The sequence below is a fragment of the Pseudomonas sp. 1L-B-1-E-C1 genome (genome assembly GCF_057291835.1).
Genome location: NZ_JBXAWN010000010.1, coordinates 25,993 through 46,460, shown reverse-complemented (window position 1 = coordinate 46,460; position 20,468 = coordinate 25,993). Strand labels below are relative to the sequence as shown.

At 59.8% G+C, this 20,468-nt stretch carries 17 protein-coding genes; 3 read left to right on the top strand and 14 right to left on the bottom strand.

Annotated elements, in window-relative coordinates; translation table 11 throughout:
* The first annotated feature begins 100 nt into the window (after positions 1-100).
* Positions 101-790: an energy-coupling factor ABC transporter permease gene (locus AC0Z4S_RS18055; protein ID WP_485624023.1), complete on the top strand. Its 690-nt coding sequence runs from the start codon at positions 101-103 to the stop codon at positions 788-790.
* A 42-nt stretch (positions 791-832) separates the two neighbouring features.
* Here AC0Z4S_RS18055 and yacG read toward each other — a convergent pair whose 3' ends face one another.
* The 5 genes from yacG to pilB are packed head-to-tail and all read right to left on the bottom strand — an operon-like array spanning position 833 to position 5,444.
* Positions 833-1,033 (bottom strand): DNA gyrase inhibitor YacG, encoded by a 201-nt coding sequence (yacG, locus tag AC0Z4S_RS18050; protein WP_253495980.1) that lies wholly within the window; start codon positions 1,031-1,033, stop codon positions 833-835.
* Positions 1,030-1,653: a dephospho-CoA kinase gene (coaE, locus tag AC0Z4S_RS18045; protein ID WP_485624022.1), complete on the bottom strand. Its 624-nt coding sequence runs from the start codon at positions 1,651-1,653 to the stop codon at positions 1,030-1,032. The genes yacG and coaE overlap by 4 nt, the downstream gene beginning before the upstream one ends.
* Positions 1,650-2,522, bottom strand: coding sequence for a prepilin peptidase (locus AC0Z4S_RS18040; protein WP_485624020.1), 873 nt, complete (start codon positions 2,520-2,522; stop codon positions 1,650-1,652). Before AC0Z4S_RS18040 ends, coaE begins: the two co-directional genes overlap by 4 nt.
* 1 nt (position 2,523) lies before the next feature.
* On the bottom strand, positions 2,524-3,741 hold the full coding sequence (locus tag AC0Z4S_RS18035; protein ID WP_485624019.1) for a type II secretion system F family protein: 1,218 nt from the start codon (positions 3,739-3,741) through the stop codon (positions 2,524-2,526).
* 2 nt (positions 3,742-3,743) lie between these two features.
* On the bottom strand, positions 3,744-5,444 hold the full coding sequence (gene pilB, locus AC0Z4S_RS18030) for a type IV-A pilus assembly ATPase PilB (protein ID WP_485624018.1): 1,701 nt from the start codon (positions 5,442-5,444) through the stop codon (positions 3,744-3,746).
* Positions 5,445-5,670: 226 nt separating this feature from the next.
* Between pilB and AC0Z4S_RS18025 the strand changes: the two genes are divergently transcribed.
* Positions 5,671-6,108, top strand: a complete 438-nt coding sequence (locus AC0Z4S_RS18025; RefSeq protein WP_253495971.1) for a pilin — start codon at positions 5,671-5,673, stop codon at positions 6,106-6,108.
* Positions 6,109-6,406: 298 nt separating this feature from the next.
* A complete protein-coding gene (locus AC0Z4S_RS18020) occupies positions 6,407-6,760 on the top strand; it encodes a BON domain-containing protein (protein WP_485624016.1) in 354 nt (117 codons plus the stop codon).
* Positions 6,761-7,142: 382 nt separating this feature from the next.
* Here the strand turns inward: AC0Z4S_RS18020 and AC0Z4S_RS18015 are convergent, their stop codons facing one another.
* From AC0Z4S_RS18015 to AC0Z4S_RS17975, 9 genes are all read right to left on the bottom strand, one after another.
* Positions 7,143-7,442, bottom strand: a complete 300-nt coding sequence (locus AC0Z4S_RS18015) for a DUF2845 domain-containing protein (protein WP_485624015.1) — start codon at positions 7,440-7,442, stop codon at positions 7,143-7,145.
* Entirely contained in the window at positions 7,439-10,390 is a 2,952-nt protein-coding gene (locus tag AC0Z4S_RS18010; RefSeq protein WP_485624013.1) for a DUF748 domain-containing protein, read from the bottom strand. The genes AC0Z4S_RS18015 and AC0Z4S_RS18010 overlap by 4 nt, the downstream gene beginning before the upstream one ends.
* Positions 10,391-10,611: 221 nt before the next feature.
* Positions 10,612-11,628: a class I SAM-dependent rRNA methyltransferase gene (locus tag AC0Z4S_RS18005; protein ID WP_485624012.1), complete on the bottom strand. Its 1,017-nt coding sequence runs from the start codon at positions 11,626-11,628 to the stop codon at positions 10,612-10,614.
* Positions 11,629-11,763: 135 nt separating this feature from the next.
* Positions 11,764-13,701 (bottom strand): acetate--CoA ligase, encoded by a 1,938-nt coding sequence (gene acs, locus AC0Z4S_RS18000; protein ID WP_485624010.1) that lies wholly within the window; start codon positions 13,699-13,701, stop codon positions 11,764-11,766.
* Between the two features lie 200 nt (positions 13,702-13,901).
* On the bottom strand, positions 13,902-15,566 hold the full coding sequence (gene pgi, locus AC0Z4S_RS17995) for a glucose-6-phosphate isomerase (RefSeq protein ID WP_485624008.1): 1,665 nt from the start codon (positions 15,564-15,566) through the stop codon (positions 13,902-13,904).
* Between the two features lie 381 nt (positions 15,567-15,947).
* Entirely contained in the window at positions 15,948-16,808 is an 861-nt protein-coding gene (gene panC, locus AC0Z4S_RS17990; protein WP_253495957.1) for a pantoate--beta-alanine ligase, read from the bottom strand.
* A complete protein-coding gene (gene panB, locus AC0Z4S_RS17985; protein ID WP_485624007.1) occupies positions 16,805-17,605 on the bottom strand; it encodes a 3-methyl-2-oxobutanoate hydroxymethyltransferase in 801 nt (266 codons plus the stop codon). Before panB ends, panC begins: the two co-directional genes overlap by 4 nt.
* Positions 17,606-18,006: 401 nt before the next feature.
* Entirely contained in the window at positions 18,007-18,492 is a 486-nt protein-coding gene (gene folK, locus AC0Z4S_RS17980; RefSeq protein ID WP_485624006.1) for a 2-amino-4-hydroxy-6-hydroxymethyldihydropteridine diphosphokinase, read from the bottom strand.
* A 3-nt stretch (positions 18,493-18,495) separates the two neighbouring features.
* Entirely contained in the window at positions 18,496-19,896 is a 1,401-nt protein-coding gene (locus AC0Z4S_RS17975; protein WP_485624005.1) for a polynucleotide adenylyltransferase PcnB, read from the bottom strand.
* Positions 19,897-20,468 lie beyond the last annotated feature (572 nt).

The window sequence follows — 20,468 nt, the reverse complement described above, 5'->3', positions numbered from 1 at the left end:
GCCGAAGGCTGCGATCTTTTGATCTTGTTTATAAAAGCAAAAGATCGCAGCCTTCGGCAGCTCCTACAAAAAAGCGTGTCGAGTAGAAGGTGAGGGAATCATGATCGGTGCCGAACTGCTGTCCTCGGCAAGCCTGACGCTCGGCTGGCTGATTTATCTGCCGGTGCTGCTCTGGGCGATCGTGCGTGCGCCATGGGTCGAACTGTTCAGCGACAGTCGTCGTCAGCACTTGCTGTTCGGTACGGTGTTCGCGCTGTTTCTGCTGTGGCTGGTGCGCAGGGATTTCGATACCGGCGTGTCTTATCACTTCATCGGCATGACGGCGGTGACGCTGCTGCTCGATTGGCCGCTGGCGATTGTTGGCGGGCTGGTTGCGCAGATGGGGCTGGTGCTGTTGGGCCGTCAGGATCTCGCTGCGGTTGGGGTCAATGGCGCTTTGCTGATTCTGCTGCCGGTGCTGATCACCGAATGCGTGGCAATCCTCGTGGAGCGTGCGCAGCCACGCAATCCGTTCGTTTACATCTTCTGTTCCGGCTTCTTCGCCGCTGCGTTGTCCGGCCTGCTGTGCCTGATCCTCAGCCTGACGCTGCTCTGGTACGACGGCCTCTTCGCCATGCCGGAATGGCTGGAGGATTTCGTCGGTTATCTGTGGCTGCTGTTGTTTCCCGAAGCGTTCATCAACGGCATGGTCGTCAGTGCGTTGGTGGTGTTCTGCCCGGAATGGCTGGAGACCTTCAATCGCACCCGTTACCTGTCCGCGCCGTGGAAGGATGACGATCCGAAGACTTGATCCACATCGAACCGCCATGCTCGCGGGCTTTTGCAGCCCTTATCAGTGACGCGGATCGAAATCGCCGGAGAACAACTCGTCTTCCGCGTCCGGGGCGACTGGAATCTTGTGCTCTTCCGAAGCCCAACTGCCGAGGTCGATCAGTTTGCAGCGATCGGAGCAGAACGGACGAAATTTGTTCGCCGGGGTGAATTCGACGGGTGCGCCGCAGGTTGGGCATTCAACGGTTGGAATCTGGCTCATGCTTGGCCTCCGGATAAAGTCAGGTAAATGTGATGCAGACGCTCGACCTCGCTTTGCAGCCAGGCGAGGTCGCGGTCGTTGACGATCACGTCGTCGGCACGGCTCACGCGGTCTTCACGGCTAGATTGCGCCTTGAGTATCGCTTGCACTTGTTGTTCGCTGGTCTGGTCTCGCTGCAGGGTGCGTTCGATCTGCAGTTGCTGTGGCGCATCGATGACCAGAATGCGCTGGGTCATCGCGTATTGCCCGGACTCGATCAGCAACGGTGAAACCAGAATCGCGTAAGGCGATTTTGCCTGCGCCAGATGATGAGCGATTTCTTCGCCGATCAACGGATGCAGCAGCGCTTCGAGCCAACGCCGTTGTTCGGCGTCTTCAAAAATCAGTTTGCGCAGGGCGGCACGGTCCAGCGTGCCATCGGCCTGCACCACCCCGGAACCGAAATGTTCAGCGATCTTCGCCAGCGCCGGACGTCCTGGCTCCACCACCCAGCGCGCCGCATGATCGGCATCCACTACATGCACGCCGAGGTTGATGAAGTGCTGGGCCGCCGCACTTTTGCCGCTGCCGATGCCGCCGGTCAGGCCGAGAATCCAGGGTTTTTCCACAGGGGTATTCATTTCAAACCGACAGACTGCCAATAGAAGTCGGTTATTTGACCACCCCAGAGCAAGGCAATCCAGCCGGCAATTGCCAGAAACGGTCCGAAGGGGATTGGCGCCGAGGTTTCCCGGGCGCGCAGACGCAGCATGACGATGCCCAAAATCGCCCCAACCAACGATGACAGGAGAATCGTCAGCGGCAGGATCTGCCAGCCACCCCATGCGCCAAGCAAGGCCAGCAGCTTGAAATCGCCATGGCCAATGCCGTCCTTGCCGGTGAGCAGCTTGAACAGCCAAAATACCGACCACAGCGCCAGATAACCCGCCACCGCGCCCCACAATGCATCGGGCAACGCCACGAACACGCCGAAACTGTTGACGATCAGCCCCAGCCACAGCAACGGCAGCACCAGCACATCGGGCAGCAGTTGATGCTCGCAGTCGATCAGACTCATCGCCAGCAAGCCCCACGTCAGCAAGATCAACAGACCCGCCGGCCAGCCGAAGCCCAGATGCCAGGCGATGAAAGCCGAGAGCAGGCCGCAGGCCAGTTCGGTCAGCGGGTAACGTTTGCTGATCGGCGTCGAGCAGGCCGAGCAGCGCCCACGCAGCCACAGATAACTGAGCAGCGGAATGTTTTCCCACGGGCGAATTCGATGTCCGCAATGGGGGCACGCGGAATGCGGCAGCATCAGGTTGTAGGTGGGCGCAGGCGTTTCGATGGGCAGGCCGAGCACATCATGGGCCTGCTGGCGCCAGTCGCGCTCGAGCATCTTCGGCAGGCGCCAGACCACTACATTGAGGAAGCTGCCCACCACCAGTCCGAGCAGCAGCGCGGTGAGCACAAAGGCCAGCGGATACACGGCAAACAGTTCGTCGATAGGCATGTCAGATCGCTGAGCCGAGTTGGAAGATCGGCAGGTACATGGCCACCACCAGTCCGCCGACGATGACCCCCAGCACTACCATGATGAATGGCTCCATCAGGCTGGTGAGGTTGTCGACCATGTTATCGACTTCGGCTTCATAAAAACCGGCGACCTTGTCGAGCATGTCATCCAGTGCCCCGGACTCCTCGCCGATGGCGGTCATCTGCACCGCCATGTTGGGAAACACACCGGTGCTGCGCATCGAAAAGTTCAGCTGCATACCGGTCGAGACGTCCTGCCGAACCCGCAGCACCGCACGCTTGAACACCACGTTGCCGGTAGCGCCAGCGACCGAATCGAGCGCTTCCACCAATGGCACACCGGCGGCGAATGTGGTTGAGAGGGTGCGGGCAAAACGTGCAACGGCGGACTTGTACATCAGGGTGCCCACCAGCGGCAGTTTCAGCAGCCAGGTATCGCGACGGTCGCGTAGGGCCTGCGAAGTCTTCAGCGCGTGGCGAGTGCCGAAAAACGCCGCCACCAGCGCAAACAGAATCGCCCACCACCACTGTTGCATGAACTCTGACAGGCTGATGATCATCAGGGTGAAGCCCGGCAGTTCGGCGCCGAACCCGGAAAATACCGACTGGAACTGCGGCACCACTTTGACCAGCAGAATGCCGGTCACCACCGCCGCCACCAGCACCACGGCGGTGGGGTAGGTCATGGCTTTCTTGATCTTGGCCTTGAGCGCCTCGCTTTTTTCCTTATAGGTCGCGACCCGCTCGAGCAAGGTGTCGAGGGCGCCGGATTGTTCGCCGGCGTCGACCAGATTGCAGTACAACTCGTCGAAGTATTGCGGTTTTTTGCGTAGCGCCGTGGCGAAGCTGTTACCGGCGGCGACCTCCTGTTTGACCTCCTCGACCAGTTTGCGCATGGCCGGGTTTTCAAAGCCCTCGCCGATGATGTCGAAGGACTGCAACAGCGGCACGCCGGCCTTCATCATGGTCGCCATCTGCCGGGTGAACAGGGCGATGTCCTGCGGTTTGATGCGTTTGCCGAAGCTGAGCAGAGATGCGGATTTCTTGCGTACTTTGCCGGGGTTGATCCCCTGTTTGCGCAGCTGCGCCTTGATCAGCGCGGGATTCTGCCCGCTCAGTTCGCCAGTGACTTTGCTGCCTTTGCGGTCCGTGCCTTCCCAGGCGTAAACGCTGACTTTTGCTGACTTGACCGCCATGTTCAATCCTTGGTGACCCGGTTGATTTCCTCAAGGCTGGTGATGCCTTGCATGGCCTTGTGCAGCCCGGAGGTGCGCAGATCGGCGAAACCGTCGCGGCGCATCTGGATGTCGATTTCCAGCGAATTGCCCTCGGCCATGATCAGCCGTTGCAGGTCCGGTGTGTTTTTTACCACTTCATAAATTCCCACGCGTCCTTTGTAACCGCCGTTGCAGTGATCGCAACCGACCGGCTCGTAGATCGTGAAATGACCGATGCGTTCCTCGGGGAAGCCTTCCTTGAGCAAGGTTTCATGTGGAATCTCCAGCGGCCGCTTGCAGTGCGCGCACAACTTGCGCGCCAGGCGCTGGGCGATGATCAGGCTGACCGAGGTAGCAATGTTGAAACCGGGAATGCCCATGTTGTGCAGGCGCGTGAGGGTTTCCGCGGCGCTGTTGGTGTGCAGGGTCGACAGCACCAGGTGGCCGGTCTGCGCGGCTTTGATCGCGATCTCGGCGGTTTCCAGATCGCGGATCTCGCCTACCATGATCACGTCCGGATCCTGGCGCAGAAACGAGCGCAGCGCCTGGGCAAAGTCCAGCCCTTGACGGGGATTGACGTTGACCTGGTTGATGCCTTCCATGTTGATTTCCACCGGGTCTTCGGCAGTGGAAATATTGATATCAACGGTGTTGAGGATGTTCAGCCCGGTGTACAGCGACACGGTTTTACCGGAGCCGGTGGGGCCGGTAACCAGAATCATCCCTTGCGGCTGTTTGAGCGCCGCGAGGTACAAAGCTTTTTGCTCGGGCTCGTAACCCAGCGCGTCGATGCCCATTTGCGCACTGGAGGGGTCGAGAATCCGGATCACCACTTTTTCGCCCCACAGGGTCGGCAGGGTGTTGACGCGGAAATCGATGGATTTGCTTTTCGACAGGCGCATCTTGATCCGCCCGTCCTGGGGTTTACGCCGTTCGGAAATATCCAGACTGGCCATCACTTTCAAGCGTGCGGCGATGCGCCCGGCCAACTGGATCGGCGGCTTGGCCACCTCGCGCAGCATGCCGTCAGTGCGCATGCGTACCCGGTAGTTTTTCTCGTAGGGCTCGAAGTGCAGGTCGGAAGAGCCGCTCTTGATCGCATCCAGCAGCATCTTGTGCACAAAGCGCACGACCGGGGCGTCGTCGGCATCGAGGCCGCCGATCGCGTCCTGCTTGTTGTCATCGATGGACTCGACGTCGAGGCCGTCGAGATCGACGTCGGCCATTTCTTCCAGGCCCGAGGTGTGGCTGTCGAAGAACTTGTCGATGGCGTCGCTGAGCTTGTCGTCCTCGACCAGAATCGCTTCGGTGCTCAGGCCGGTGCTGAACTGGATGTCGCTGATTGCTTGCTGATTGCTCGGGTCGGAAAGGCCCACGAACAGTTTGTTGCCGCGCCGCCACAAGGGCAGGGCGCAATGCTGACGAATCAGTTTTTCACTGACCAAGCCTTTGGGCTGGACCTCTTTGTCGAGGCAATTGAGGTCGAGCAGGGCCATGCCGAAATGTTCCGAAGCGATCTCGGCGATCTGCCGGCTGTTGACCAGTTTGTTGTGCACCAGGTAGTTGACCAGCGACACGCGATTGCGCTGGGCCTGCGCCCAGGATTGCCGGGCGCTTGTTTCCGTGAGCAGTTCGGCCTGCACCAATTGCTTGGCCAGGCCGCTCAGAGCGATGTCATTCATGGGGATTCCGCACGCTTGCCGTTCATGACTTATAGCCTAGTCAAGTGACAGCGCCAAACACGGCCGGTGCAGGTGACAAAAAGTGTCAGATAGTGCGGTTGCGGGTTGTAGGAAACGGCGTCCTGAAACCCGCGGTCCCAACGGGCGGGGCCGCAAAGGCGTTGGCATGGGCTGTGCTGGGTCTTGTTCAGATCATGAGATTTCGACTCATGCATGGAGCGTGTCTATGAAAAAACAACAAGGTTTCACATTGATCGAGCTGCTGATCGTTGTGGCGATCATCGGCATTCTGGCGACGATTGCCCTGCCGCAGTATTCGAAATATCAGGCGCGGTCGAAGGTGACGGCGGGGCTGGCGGAGATCACGGCATTGAAAGTGCCGTTTGAAGACACGATCAATCAGGGGACCGCCCCGGATATCACCAACGTGGCGGGCGGTACTACGGCTACTTCCAATTGCACGTTGGCAGTTACGGGCACGGCGGCGACAGGCGCAGGCACAATCACTTGCACCTTGCTCAACGCCCCGGGACCGGTGCTGAACAAGACAATTACACTCACGCGCTCGGGCGCCTCTACGGGTAATACTTCCGGTCTCTGGACTTGCGCTACGACCGTCAACGCCGATTACTCGCCTCGTGGTTGCACGGCAAGCGGTACGTAATTCTGAGTCGAGCAAACGAGAAATGCCCCGCACCGCGGGGCATTTTCGTATCGCGACCGCTTCACAAAAGCTCCAATAATTTCAGCAGCTTATGAACTTTCCGAAAAACCGCAACTTGCATGCGCAATTGAAGTGAGTCATGCATTTTGCATGAAAATGAAAATCAGCGTTTTTCATAACTGTTTGTTTTTAAAGGATTTTATACGGTCGAAAAAGTTGGCACAGCGTTCGCACTATCTCCGGTAACCCTGCTGACAAGCGTTACAGCAGACTTCCAGTAAAAACAGGAGTTACTCGTATGAAGAAGTTCGCTATCACTGCCGCTGCTACCGCTCTGACCCTGACCATGGCTGGTGGCGCTTTCGCCCAGACCGCTCAGGCTACCCAAGCGCCAATGGTTCTGGCTGCCGGTGAAGTTACCGAAATGAAACAAGATACCAGCGACACCTGGATCACCACCAAGGTCAAAGCTGACCTGGTTACCGAAAAGGGCATTCCAGGCACCGACATCAAAGTTGAAACCAACCAAGGTGTTGTATCGCTGTCGTCGACCCAGCCTGTGACTGCGGCTCAAAAAACCACCGCAGTGAACATTGCCAAGAAAATCAAAGGCGTTAAAGACGTATCTGCTGCTGGCCTGAAAGCCGAGTAAGGCAAGACTTCTCGCCTGAACCGGGAGAAGACGCGACAGACGGGCCGAGCAATACGTCTGCCGCAACTTTAGAGTTCATGCGAACGGTCACACGGATGTGACCATTACAGGCCCCGGCACTTGTGTCGGGGCCTGTTCTATTTTGAAGAAGCAAAAGATCGCAGCCTTCGGCAGCTCCTACAGGGAAATGCATTCCAAATGTAGGAGCTGCCGAAGGCCGCGATCTTTTGCTCTTCTCAGTTACCGCGCTGCCAGTGGCATCGACCGAAGATCAATGTGGGAGCGAGCCTGCTCGCGAATGCGTAGTGTCAGCCGACAGATTCGTCGCAGACAAACCGTATTCGCGAGCAGGCTCGCTCCCACAGGGCGGATTTCGTTCGGTTCAGTTACCGCGTTTGCTGGTGATCTGCCGCAGGCGATTGCCTTCGAAGCGCAGGTACTGGTACATGCCGTTGTTTGGCCCGTAGGTCCATTCCTCGACCTGAAACTCTTCGCGGCGGTTGGCGCTGCGCTTGTAGCCGAGCACATCGCGACTGACCGGGTCACCACATTTTTGCAGCACTTCGCTGGCGCGGTCGCCCAGGCTGATCAATTGGCTGCCGCAGCGCAAAGTGTCCGAAGCCGATGCGTGGCCAGCAACACACATCAGTGCGAGCACGGCCAGCCAGTTACGCATGTTCATTCCGCGTCCAAATGCATTTGCGTCACCACGCGGCCATCGCTTTCGGCCTCGCCGAGGTTGGCGTCGATGAAGTACACCCGGTCATCCTCGAGCTTGCCCTTGTCGACCAGGTAATCCTTGATGGTGCTGGCGCGATCCTGGCCCAACTGCCGCAACAGCACGTCGCTGCCACTCCAGAACGCAATCACGCCCTGGCGCATTTTTGCCGTGCGTTCTTCCTTGCCCAGATCTTTCCATTCTGCCGGTGGCTGGGTTTTCAGGCGGGTGCGGTAGATGCCTTCGAGCAGCGCGCCTTTCTCGCTTTCGGGTACTTGCAGCAGCGAGGCCTGGGCCGGGACTTTATCGCCACGGCGCTGGAGCATCTTGTAGTAGTTGTACTGGTATTCGCGTTCCAGACGCTGCTCGGCGAGCAACGGCCCGTCGCTGCTCTTCGCCGCAGTGCCTTCGATTTCCAGGCGCAGCGCCGGACGCTCCTTGAGCGCTTGCGACAGTTTCACCAGCGCCGCTTCGGCGTCTTTGCTCAAGTCGCTGGAGCCCGGCGGGAAGGACACCGTGCCGAGGTCTTCGGAGCTGCCGCCACTGACCAGCCCGCCGATCATCTTGAACGGTGCGGCGGCGGCTTTGACGATGAGGTTGCGCAGGGTCTGCCAGACGATCGGCATCACGCTGAACTGCGGATTGTTCAGGTCGCCGGTCACCGGCAATTCGATGGAGATCTTGCCGTCGACGTCCTTGAGCAGGGCGATCGCCAGTTTCAGCGGCAGACTCACCGCATCGGGGCTGTCGACTTTCTCGCCCAGTTGCAGTTGCTCGACCACGACCTTGTTCTCGGCCTTCAACTGACCCTTGGTGATCAAGTAATGCAGGTCAAGATTCAGCCGGCCCTTGCGGATACGGTAGCCGGCGAATTTGCCGGAGTAGGGCGTCAGTGTCGTCAGTTCGACGCGCTTGAAACTGGTGGCGATGTCGAGGCTGGCCATCGGGTCGAACGGATTGACCGCACCCTTGATCGTCACCGGCGCATAACGGTCGACCTTGCCTTTGATGTCGACGCTGGCCGGTTTCGCCTGACGACTGTCGATGGTGCCGATCTGGCCATTGAGCTGCTGCACGGCGGTGGCGAAATTCGGCGTCAGACTGAAATCGGCGAAGTTGGCCGAGCCGTCATTGATCGCTATCGCGCCAATGTGAATGCCCAAAGGTTTGTCCTTGCCGGCCGGTTTGCTTCCGGCCGGTTTGACACCGCTGTCCGCCGGTTGCGGAATTAGCAAATCGTCGACGTTGGTGGTGCGGTCGTCGTTGATCATGAAACGCACGTACGGCTGCAACAGGTTGACCTTGTCGATCGACAGGCTGTCGCCGTGCTGATAGTTGATGCCGTCGACCACCACTTGCTGCCATTTCAGGAAGTCGCGGGTCTTGAGCGTGTCGAGAGTGTGCAACTGATCGATCTGCGCGCGGCCGGTGACGCTGAGGGCCAGCGGTTCGGTGCTCTTCAGGTCGACCTTGAGGTCACTGCCAAGCATGCCGCTGCGTAGTTCCAGACGAATGAACGGGTTGATGTAGGATTGCGCGACACGCAGGTCGACATCCTGGGTTTTCACGTTGAGCTGCGCATTCACCGGGGCCAGATTGACCGTGCCGTCGGCGCTGATCCTGCCTTGCTTGCCCAGGCCGCTGTCGAGCTTGAGCTTGAAAGGCGAGCCGTTGAGGCTGTCGAAATCCTGCAGGTCGACGTTCAGCGGGGTGATGTCCAGCGCCACCGCCGGCTGTGCTGAACGGTCGGCGAGATGAACCGTGTAGTTGCGCAGTTGCACATCTTTGACGAGCACCTGCCATGGCTTGCTCGGCGCGGTCGATTCAGGCTTCGGCGAGTCGGCGGCAGCAGGTGCATCGGCCGGTTCGGCGGCGGCTTTGGCGGCCGGTTTCGACGGCTGGCTGGCGAACAGCTTCTGCCAGTCCAGTTGGCCGTCGGCTTCCAGCGCGGCCCAGGTTTCCAGTTTGTTGCTGCGGATCTTGCCGACGACCACTTGCTGCTTGGCCAGGTCCAGCGAGGTTTCGCTGACGTCGAGACGTTCGAGCCTGGCCAGCGGACGGCCGTCCGGGGCCTTGATGGCGAACGGAGCAATGCTCACTGCGACATTGTTCAACAGCAGTTCGGTTTGTTTCGACAGGTTGAGTTTGTACTCGGTACTGAGGCTGACCACGCCGTTTTCCAGTACCAGCGGCACGGCGTCACGCACGTAGGGCCAGAAGGATTTCATCTGGCCATCGGTGACTTTCAGGGTGCCTTCGGAAGTGAAGGGGATCAGGCTGAAGTTGCCGGTCCAGTCGATCCGGCCGCCAGCGGGGCCGATCGCGATAAGGGTCATGTCGGCGCTGTCTTCGGGCAGGGTGCTGAGGTTTTTCAGCTCGAAACTGAGGTCGTCGTAAAGAAATTCGATCGGCTCGCTTGGGCGTGCGTCCTCGAAATGCACGACGCCGCCCGCCAGTTTGATGTTGTCGATGCGCAGCGGAAATGGCTTGGCGTCGGGATCGGCGGGTGTCGGTTCACTCGGCGGCACGTTGAACAGCCCGAGCAGGTTGAGCTTGCCGTCCTTGGCGAAGAGGATTTCGCTTTTGGGTTTGTCCAGTTCGATGTCGGAGAGGTGCAGCGCTTTGGTCCACAGGCTGTCGATTTGCAGGTTGGCATAGAGGCGATCGAAGCCGACTTGCTCCTTGCCAGGCTCGCCAATGACCAAGCCCCACAGGGTGACCTCCAGGCTGAAGGGGTTGAGTTCGATACGCTGCAAATGCGCTGGCAGCGTCGCGTAGTTCGCCAGTTGCTGGTTGGCCACGCGCAAGGCAATGCCCGGCAGGATCAGAAACCCCAGCAGGCTGTAGAGGGCCAGGGCTGTCAGCAGTGCGCCAATCGCGCGAATCAATCCTTTGGGCATGTGCGGCTTCATCTGTCTGAATCGGAGTGCCTTGGAGTATGGCACGCGATTCTGGTTCCGAAGTGCTTGATGTGGGACAGGATTGTTCAGTTTTATCCGTAAGAACAAATCCCATGTGGGAGCGAGCTTGCTCGCGAAGGCGTCGTATCAGGCAGCCTTTTTGGTGACTGATGCACCGCTTTCGCGAGCAAGCTCGCTCCCACAGTGGAGTGTGGCTATCCGAGAATTGGGAATTACAGCTGCAGAATGAGCGTCTTCAGCGGTGGCTGCTGGTCCTGCGAAGGGAAGTCGGCGCCCGGGGTCATCACGCTCCATTCACGCACTGGGCGGCCGGCCTTTTCGGCGCAGCGCAGCACTTGCTCGCGCCAGTCGTCCATGCTGACTCTCGCCAGGTTGTTGCAGCAGATCAGCACGCCGTTATCAGCGGTGGTCAGCAGCGCGGGTTTGAGCAGGCTTTGATAATCGCGCAGCAGGTCTACGGTGCCGAACGCGCTTTTCGCCCACGCCGGCGGGTCGAGCAGGACCAGATCGTATTGGCGCTGTTCGAGGCGCTGATAGCTCGGCAACTTCTGCCCGCGCCGCTGGCTGATCGGCAGGCCGGCAAGCTGGCGGATCGCCGGGAAGTAATCGGACTGGATGAATTGCATCTCCGGCAGTTGCGGGTTGAGCAAACCATTCTCCCGCCCGACTGCCAGATTACCCTCGGCAAAATCCAGGTTGCACACCTCGCGCGCACCGCCGGCCGCAGCACTGAGGCCAACGCCACAGGTATAGGCGAACAGGTTGAGCACGCTTTTGCCTTGCGCGTGATCCTTGACCCAGCCGCGCGTGTTGCGCAGGTCGAGGAACAGCAGCGGATCCTGCCCGGCATGACGCCCGCGCACGCGATAGTTCAGGCCCCATTCATGCCCGACCAGATCCGCCAGTGCGGCGTCGTCGGCTTTGTAGACACTGTCCTCGCGATCAATACGCGAGTTGCCACGGGAGCGGTCGTTGTAGACCAGCAGGGTGTCGAAGCCCAGCGCCTGGTTGATCATGGCGTGCAGTTGCAGCAGGTCGTCACGCTCCAGCGTCTGGTGAAAGCTCTGCACCAGCAGTTGCGGGCCGTAGCGGTCGATGGTCAGGCCGCCGGCGCCTTCCTGGCTGCCATGGAACAGCCGATAGCAATCGGTGCCCTGGCTGTGCAGCACAGCGAGCAGGTCCTGGCGTTGATCGAGGGCGGCGCGCAGCGCCTGATTCAAGGAAGACATGCGGGCGCCTTGCTGAGGGGAATGGGGGCGCGGGAGTTTAACAGTTTGCCGGAGGATCGCGTGATGGCCTTCGCGTGCAGGCTTGCTCCCACAAGTGCAATACGTTCACCTGTGGGAGCGAGCCTGCTCGCGAAGCTATTGATTCAAACGTTTATCAACGAGGTCCTGCACCACACTCGGATCCGCCAGGGTCGAGGTGTCGCCCAGACTGTCGAGCTCGTTGCAGGCAATCTTGCGCAGGATCCGCCGCATGATCTTGCCCGAGCGGGTCTTCGGCAGTGCCGGTGCCCATTGGATCAGGTCCGGTTTGGCGAAGCTGCCGATCTCCTTGCTGACATGCGCCAGCAGGTCTTTCTTCAGCTCTTCGTTGGCCTCGGTACCGTTCATTGGTGTGACAAAGGCATAGATGCCCTGGCCTTTGACGTCGTGTGGATAACCGACCACGGCGGCCTCGGCGATGCTGTCGTGCAGTACCAGCGCGCTTTCCACCTCGGCGGTACCGATGCGGTGGCCGGAAACGTTGATCACGTCGTCGATGCGCCCGGTGATCCAGTAATCGCCATCGTCGTCGCGGCGGGCGCCGTCGCCGGTGAAGTAATAGCCGGGGTAGGGCTTGAAGTAGGTGTCGATCATCCGCTGCGGATCGCCGTAGACGCTGCGAATCTGCGCCGGCCAGCTCGATTTGATCGCGAGTACACCGCTGCCGGCGCCGTGGATTTCCTTGCCGTGTTCATCAAGCAATACCGGCTGCACGCCGAACATCGGTTGCGTCGCGCAGCCGGGTTTGATCCGTTGTGCGCTGACCAGCGGGCTGAGCATGATGCCGCCGGTTTCGGTCTGCCACCAGGTGTCGACGATCGGGCAGCGCTGTTCACCGACGGCATTGAAATACCATTCCCACGCTTCCGGGTTGATCGGCTCACCGACGCTGCCGAGCAATCTGAGGCTTGCGCGCGAAGTTTCCTTCAACGGTCCGGCACCTTCGCGCATCAACGCGCGCAGCGCGGTCGGTGCGGTGTAGAAAATGTTGACCTTGTGTTTGTCGATAACCTGCCAGAAACGCGAACTGCTCGGATAGCTCGGTACGCCTTCGAACATCAGTGTGGTCGCACCGTTGGCCAGCGGGCCGTAGACGATGTAACTGTGGCCGGTGACCCAGCCGACGTCGGCGGTGCACCAGAACACTTCGCCGTCGCGGTAATCCAGCACGTATTTGAAGGTCATCGCTGCTTGCAGCAGGTAGCCGCCGGTGGTGTGCAGCACGCCTTTGGGTTTTCCCGTGCTGCCGGAGGTGTAGAGGATGAACAGCGGATCTTCGGTGTCCATCGGTTCCGGCGGGCAATCGTCGTCGACTTCGCGCACAGCCTGGTGATACCAGAGGTCACGGCCTTCGACCCAGTCGACTTGGCCCTGAGTGCGCTCGACCACCACCACGGTGCTGACGTTCGGGCAACTTTGCAGGGCTTTGTCGACGTTGTTTTTCAGCGGCACGAAGCGGCCGCCGCGCACGCCTTCATCGGCAGTGATGACGGTGCGGCAGTCGGCGTCGAGGATGCGGTCGCGCAGGGAATCCGGGGAGAATCCGCCGAACACCACCGAGTGAATCGCACCGATTCGCGCGCAGGCGAGCATGGCGTAGGCGGCTTCGGGGATCATCGGCATGTAGATGCACACCCGATCGCCTTTCTTCACGCCACGGCTTTTCAACACGTTGGCGAGGCGGCAGACGTGGTGATGGAGTTTTTGGTAGGTGATCTGCGCCGATTCGGCAGGGTCGTCGCCTTCCCAGAGCAGGGCAGTCTGTTCGCCGCGTTGTTCGAGGTGGCGGTCGATGCAGTTGTAGCTGACGTTGAGCTTGCCGCCGGCAAACCAGGCCGCTTCACCGGTTTTCAGGTCATAGCGCTGAACGGTCTGCCACGGCGTGCTCCAGTCGAGAAAACGCGTGGCCTGCTCGGCCCAGAAGGCACTGGGGTGTTCAATCGATTCGCGGTACAGGCGCCGATACTCGTCCTGGCTCAACTGAGCGGCCTGGCGCACGGCATCGGCTTTGGGGAACGTGCTGATATCGAACATGACGGTTCCTTATTCTTGTGGTGCGACAGGAATAAAGATGCGCCGAGCGCTGCGCAGGTTCAAGTCATGCGCCAAAACAACTGTAGGAGTGAGCCTGCTCGCGATGGCGGAGTATCAGTCAACAAGGGTGTTGAATGAAAAACCGCTTTCGCGAGCAGGCTCGCTCCCACAGGGGAACAGCGTTAGACCGAAGGCCGTTTTTAGCCGCGATGACGCCCGCGGAAGTAGTTGATCAGGCCTTGGGTCGAGGCGTCGTCAGCAACGGTCTCGTCGCTGCCGACCAGACGGTTGTAAACGCCCTTGCCCAGCTCCTTGCCCAGTTCTACGCCCCACTGGTCGAAGGCGTTGATGCCCCAGACCACGCTTTGCACGAACACTTTGTGCTCATACATCGCAACCAGTGCGCCGAGGCGACGCGGGCTGATGCGTTCGACCACCAGGGTGTTGCTCGGACGATTGCCCGGGATCACCTTGTGCGGCGCAAGTTTGCGCACGTCGTCTTCGCCCATGCCTTTGTCGCGCAGCTCGGCTTCGGCTTCCGGCAGGGTCTTGCCGAGCATCAGCGCCTGGCTCTGCGACAGGCAGTTGGCGTATAGCCACTGGTGATGATCGGAGACCGGGTTGAAGCTGACGATCGGCACGATGAAGTCGGCCGGGATCAGTTGGGTGCCCTGATGCAGCAGCTGGTGGTAAGCGTGTTGACCGTTGCAGCCGACGCCGCCCCAGATCACCGGGCCGGTATCGGTCGACACCGAGGTGCCGTCCTGACGCACGCTCTTGCCGTTGGACTCCATGTCCAGCTGTTGCAAGTGCTTGGTGATATTGCGCAGATAGTGGTCGTACGGCAGGATCGCGTGGCTTTGCGCGCCCCAGAAATTGCCGTACCACACACCGAGCAGGGCCAGCAGGACCGGCATGTTCTGTTCGAACGGCGCGGTCTGGAAATGCTGGTCCATGGTGTAGGCACCGGACAGCAGCTCCTTGAAGTTGGACATGCCGATGGCCAGTGCGATCGGCAAACCGATGGCCGACCACAGCGAGTAACGACCGCCGACCCAGTCCCACATCGGGAAGATGTTTTCTTCGCGGATACCGAATGCCACAGCCGCGGCGTTGTTGCTCGATACGGCGATGAAGTGACGATACAGCTCGGCTTCGGAACCGCCCTGCGCCAGGTACCAGGCGCGTGCAGCCTGGGCATTCTTCAGGGTTTCGAGGGTGTTGAACGACTTCGACGAAACGATGAACAGAGTGGTCTCAGCGCGCAGTTTTTGCGTCAGCTCGTGGAATTCACTGCCGTCGATGTTCGCCAGATAGTGGCAGCGCACGCCTTTCTGCGCGTAGGACAGCAGCGCTTCGGACACCAGTTCAGGGCCGAGGAAAGAGCCGCCGATGCCAATGTTGACCACGTCGGTGATCGGCTTCTCGGTGTAACCGCGCCACAAGCCATCGTGAATGCGGCCGACCAGATCGGTGATCTGGTTCAGCACTTTGTGCACTTCCGGCATCACATTGACGCCGTTGACCGACAACTTGTCGCCCACCGGACGACGCAGGGCAGTGTGCAGTGCCGGCCTAGCTTCGGAAGCGTTGACGATTTCGCCGTCGAACAGCGCTTTGATCGCGCCCTTCAGATCGACTTGATTGGCCAGACCCACCAGCAGGTTGCGGGTCTCGGCGTTGATCAAATTCTTCGAATAATCGAGAAACAGACCGCAGCTGCTGAGGGTGAACTGATTGAAACGCTGCGGATCGGCGTTGAAGGCTTCGCGCATGCTGAAATCCTGCATGGCTTGGCGGTGATCTTTCAACGCTTGCCAGGCGGGCAGAGCGGTAACGTCGTGAGGAGTGCGGTAGTACGCCATCGCTGCGGTTTTCCTTTTTACTTGAACGGCCTTTTGAACACGGTACGGATCAGCCATGCCCCTTTTAGCGCATGGGATCAACTGCGTCGACACGATATCCGGACACAGGGCGAATACAGTAAACCTCGCGCCGCGTTCTGTCTTGACTTTGTCTGACCAGATCCCTGTACTTTTTTAACATCCGAACGGGAATCTGGCCGACAAACGGAGGTGCTCGAAAGACTTTCATCCACTTGGCATGCCCGATAGATAATTTCTGCAGCACTGAAAACACCTGTGGGAGCGAGCTTGCTCGCGAAGGCGTCGTGTCAGTCGACTCATATGTCGCTGATACACCGCCTTCGCGAGCAAGCTCGCTCCCACAGGAAGTTTTGTTGCTGCTTAAATCGGGCTGTCGAGATTCAGATGCAGGTTGTCGATCAACCGTGTCGTACCGAGGAATGCCGCCGCCAGAATCACCAGATCGCGATCCTGCGCCGTCGCCGGACGCAACGTCAGGCCATGGCGGATTTCCAGGTAATCCGTGCGCAGACCGGCCGCTTCCAGCACCTGCAACTGTGCACTGATCAGCGCGGGATAATCGCGCTGACCTTGCTTGATCGCTTCGGCAATGTTGCTCAGCACGCGGTAGACCACCGGCGCCACGGCACGCTGGTCTTCACTGAGAAAGCCATTACGCGACGACAACGCCAGACCGTCCGCCGCACGCACGGTCGGCTCGCCGATGATCTGGATCGGCATGTTCAGGTCATGCACCAGCGCGCGGATCACCGCCAGTTGCTGGTAATCCTTCTGGCCGAAGATCGCGAGGTCCGGCTGGACCATGTTGAACAGCTTGCTGACCACCGTCGCCACACCTTCGAAATGCCCCGGACGGCTGGCGCCACACAGGCCTTCAGACAATTGCGGCACGCTGACCCGGGTTTGTCCGGCCATGCCGTCCGGGTACATCTCTTCAACCGTCGGCGCAAACAGCAGGTCGCAACCGGCTTCGAGGAGCTTTTCCTGATCCGCCGCCAGGGTGCGCGGGTATTTGTCGAGGTCTTCGCCGGCGCCGAATTGCAGCGGGTTGACGAAAATACTGGCGACGACGAAATCCACTCGCTGAGTGGCTTTGGTGACGAGTGCGACGTGGCCGCTGTGCAGGTTGCCCATGGTCGGCACGAAGCCGATGCGCTTGCCTTCACTGCGCGCGCGGGCGACGGCGGCGCGCAGTTCGCGTACGGTTTTGACGGTGTTCATGCAGAGAATCCGTGTTCGATGCCGGGGAAGGTGTTGGCTTTGACTTCGCTGACGTAAGCCTTCAGCGCGGACTGGATACTGTCCTGACCGAGCATGAAGTTCTTGACGAATTTGGGCACGCGCCCGGTGATCGACAGGCCGAGCATGTCGTGCAATACCAGGACCTGACCGTCAGTGGCGTTACCGGCGCCGATGCCGATCACCGGAATGCTCACGGCCTGGCTGATTTCCGCCGCCAGTTCGCTCGGCACGCACTCGAGCAACAACATCGCCGCACCGGCCTGCTCCAGCGAGATCGCATCGGCCCGCATCTGCCGCGCCTGGTTTTCGTTGCGGCCCTGCACTTTATAGCCGCCGAGGATGTTCACCGCTTGCGGGGTCAGGCCCATATGCGCACACACCGGCACACCGCGTTCGGCGAGCAGGCGGATCGACTCCGCCAGCCACAGCTGACCTTCGACCTTGATCATGTGCGCACCGGCCTGCATCAGCATGGCGCTGTTGGTCATGGTCTGTTCGAGAGTGGCGTTGGCCATGAACGGCAGGTCGGCGAGGATCAAGGCATCGCCATTGCCACGCTTGACGCTGGCGACGTGGTAGGCCATTTCCCCCGTAGTCACTGGCAGGGTGCTGTCGTGCCCCTGCAGGACCATGCCGAGGGAGTCGCCGACCAGCAGCACTTCGACACCGGCCTCGTTGCAGGCATGGGCGAAGGTCGCGTCATAGCAGGTCAGCATGGTGATTTTTTCACCTTTCTGCTTGAGGCTCTGGAGCGTGGTCAGGGTGATGGCTGGCATGTAAAAAATCCTCGTTCAGGCGCTCTGGAAACTGCTGCGAGTCACGCGCGTGATTCTTCATCTACTCAGGCGCACGGTCTTGTGTCGTGCTTTGAAAGGCCTGGATTGCGCCCGTTCATGCCGGGTTGGCGGCAGCGGGACGCCTATAGTCGTGATGAGCCAAGCGGAAGTCAATTGCGTGTGTTACCGCATTGTTACGCGGGCGGTGTTACCGGCGTTACTGATGCGATTCAGCGGCGCGGCGGGCCTGATTCGGGAGATTTTTGTCTGACAATAATAGCGAATCTCACCCGATCAACTGTAGGAGCTGTCGAGTGAAACGAGGCTGCGATCTTTTGATTTTTAACATCAAGAGATCAAAAGATCGCAGCGTTCCGCAGCTCCTACACAAGGAATGTGTGTCAGGCGTGGGGAATGCGTTCAAGGCCGACAAACGGGCAGGCGGTCAGCAGGTCTGTGAGAGTGCGGCCATCGGCAAGGCGCAGATCCTGCGGCGCCAGTTCAGCGAGGGGGTAGAGAACGAACGCCCGCTCCTGAATCTGGTAATGCGGGACTTTCAGCCGTGGCTCATCGATCAGCTGATCGCCGAACAGCAGAATATCCAGATCCAGCGTGCGCGGCCCCCAGCGCTCCAGACGTTCGCGGCCCTGAGCGTTTTCGATGGCTTGCAAGGCGTCGAGCAGCTCTATCGGCGCGAGCGAACTGTCCAGGGCGGCTACCGCGTTGGTGTAACGCGGCTGGCCCGGCAACAGCGAATCGCTTTGATAAAAGGCTGAAACGCCAGCAAGGCTGGTCTGCGGTAATTGCCCCAGCGCCTCGACGGCGCTGCGCAATTGTTCGACCGGGTCAGCGAGGTTGCTGCCCAGACCGATATAGATGCGCTCCATGGCTTACTCGCCCGTCGCGCTCGAAGCCCCGGCGCGCTTGCGCTTGGAACCGCCGCTGCGGCGACGCTTGCGCGGTGCGCCACTGGCATCGTCGCCCTTGCCGCTGAGGTCGCGGATCATGTCGCGGCGCTCGCTGTCGTTGGCGTCCTGATAATCGGTCCACCATTCGCCAAGACCGTCGGTCTCCTCGCCGGCGCTTTCACGCAGCAGCAGGAAATCGTAACCGGCACGGAACCGCGGATTTTCCAGCAACAGATCGGCACGTTTGCCGCTGCGCCGTGGCAGGCGTTCCTGCATGTCCCAGATTTCGCGGATCGGCATGGTGAAGCGTTTCGGAATGGCGATGCGCTGGCACTGTTCGGCGATCAGCTCGTGAGCGGCTTCCTGCATCGCCGGAATCGGCGGCATGCCACGTTCCTGCAGGCGCAACACGCGGGCCGGCAGTGCCGGCCAGAGCAGGGCGGCAAACAGGAACGCCGGGGTCACCGGTTTGTTCTGCTTGATGCGCAGGTCGGTGTTGCTCAACGCTTCGCTGATCAGCGTGTGGGTGTATTCCGGGCTGTATTCCAGCGCCTCGGCACTGGCCGGGAACAGCGGGGCGAACAGTTGCAGATCGACCAGCATTTCAAACGTGATCGCGCCGTGGCCGGAGAGGAACAGCTTGAGCACTTCTTCGAACAGCCGCGCCGATGGAATCTCGCGCAGCATCGGTGCCAGTTCGCGGATCGGCTGCACGGTGTGTTTTTCGATACCGAAATTGAGCTTGGCGGCGAAACGCACGGCCCGCAGCGTGCGCACCGGGTCTTCCTGGTAACGCTGCTTCGGGTCGCCGATCAGACGGATCAGGTGATTGCGGATGTCGTGTACGCCATTGGCGTAATCGAGGATGCGCTCGCTGACCGGATCGTAATACAGGGCGTTGATGGTGAAGTCGCGGCGTTGCGCGTCTTCTTCCAGGGTGCCGTAGACGTTGTCGCGCAGAATCCGCCCGCTCTCGTTGCGCGAAGACTGATTGCTGTCTTCGTCGTCTTCGTTGACCGGGTGATTGGCGCGGAAGGTCGCGACTTCGATGATTTCGCGACCGAAATGGATGTGCACCAGTTTGAACCGGCGGCCGATGATCCGCGCATTGCGGAATTCGGCGCGGACCTGCTCGGGGGTGGCGCTGGTGGCGACGTCGAAATCCTTGGGCGTGATGCCCAGCAGCATGTCACGCACGCAACCACCGACCAGATAAGCCTGGTAACCGGCACCTTGCAGGCGTTCGACGATGTTCACCGCATAGCGGCTGAACTGCGTTTTCTGCAGCGAATGTTGGCCGCTGTTGAGCACTTCAGGGGTGCTGCGGATGTGTTGCGTACGACGCACGGGGGTTCGGAATGACTGGAACAGCTTCTTCAGCATGGGATGCACTGTTTGAAGGAATGTTCGGCCATACCAAAAGAATGACCGCATGATGGGCGCAGATTCTAGCATTTAGTCGGGGGATGGTGTAGGAGACAGCAGATTCGGGCTGTAAGCCGCGAGCTACAAGGGTCGAGCGAGCAAAACGAAGGGGGATTTTACGGAAGGGAGAAACTACAAGGGGAGCCGAAGCTCCCCAAGAAGTAGTTGCGTGCTCTTTTTATTATTGATTCGGGCTTCTTGTTTTTGTTGAGTGCCCTCGCCACGAAGTGTTCCTTCGTGACCCTCCCAATCGGGAGCCAAGAGCAAACGGATTGCTTTGGTCGCTGAATTGCAGTGATCTCTCGATCCAACCAGTACAGGCTCTGTCTTAGGACAGTTTTTGTTGTTCTCGGCCTGGTCGTGGGGCAAGCCCCAAATACAACGCCTCTCCAAAAGAATCAGTTAGCTGCGCCTCTCGCCGTCTTGTTTTTATTGTGCGTGAGTCGATTCGTCTTATTTTTATTGTCTTGTGCATTGCTTGTTATTGTTCTTGTACCAAACATATAGCAGGGTGCGTGCCAACTTTTGCC

Bases quoted from the DNA above. Each gene is read 5' to 3' on its own strand.
- AC0Z4S_RS18055 (WP_485624023.1), top strand. From the start codon at position 101: ATGATCGGTGCCGAACTGCTGTCCTCGGCAAGCCTGACGCTCGGCTGG.
- yacG (WP_253495980.1), bottom strand. From the start codon at position 1,033: ATGAGCCAGATTCCAACCGTTGAATGCCCAACCTGCGGCGCACCCGTC.
- coaE (WP_485624022.1), bottom strand. From the start codon at position 1,653: ATGAATACCCCTGTGGAAAAACCCTGGATTCTCGGCCTGACCGGCGGC.
- AC0Z4S_RS18040 (WP_485624020.1), bottom strand. From the start codon at position 2,522: ATGCCTATCGACGAACTGTTTGCCGTGTATCCGCTGGCCTTTGTGCTC.
- AC0Z4S_RS18035 (WP_485624019.1), bottom strand. From the start codon at position 3,741: ATGGCGGTCAAGTCAGCAAAAGTCAGCGTTTACGCCTGGGAAGGCACG.
- pilB (WP_485624018.1), bottom strand. From the start codon at position 5,444: ATGAATGACATCGCTCTGAGCGGCCTGGCCAAGCAATTGGTGCAGGCC.
- AC0Z4S_RS18025 (WP_253495971.1), top strand. From the start codon at position 5,671: ATGAAAAAACAACAAGGTTTCACATTGATCGAGCTGCTGATCGTTGTG.
- AC0Z4S_RS18020 (WP_485624016.1), top strand. From the start codon at position 6,407: ATGAAGAAGTTCGCTATCACTGCCGCTGCTACCGCTCTGACCCTGACC.
- AC0Z4S_RS18015 (WP_485624015.1), bottom strand. From the start codon at position 7,442: ATGAACATGCGTAACTGGCTGGCCGTGCTCGCACTGATGTGTGTTGCT.
- AC0Z4S_RS18010 (WP_485624013.1), bottom strand. From the start codon at position 10,390: ATGAAGCCGCACATGCCCAAAGGATTGATTCGCGCGATTGGCGCACTG.
- AC0Z4S_RS18005 (WP_485624012.1), bottom strand. From the start codon at position 11,628: ATGTCTTCCTTGAATCAGGCGCTGCGCGCCGCCCTCGATCAACGCCAG.
- acs (WP_485624010.1), bottom strand. From the start codon at position 13,701: ATGTTCGATATCAGCACGTTCCCCAAAGCCGATGCCGTGCGCCAGGCC.
- pgi (WP_485624008.1), bottom strand. From the start codon at position 15,566: ATGGCGTACTACCGCACTCCTCACGACGTTACCGCTCTGCCCGCCTGG.
- panC (WP_253495957.1), bottom strand. From the start codon at position 16,808: ATGAACACCGTCAAAACCGTACGCGAACTGCGCGCCGCCGTCGCCCGC.
- panB (WP_485624007.1), bottom strand. From the start codon at position 17,605: ATGCCAGCCATCACCCTGACCACGCTCCAGAGCCTCAAGCAGAAAGGT.
- folK (WP_485624006.1), bottom strand. From the start codon at position 18,492: ATGGAGCGCATCTATATCGGTCTGGGCAGCAACCTCGCTGACCCGGTC.
- AC0Z4S_RS17975 (WP_485624005.1), bottom strand. From the start codon at position 19,896: ATGCTGAAGAAGCTGTTCCAGTCATTCCGAACCCCCGTGCGTCGTACG.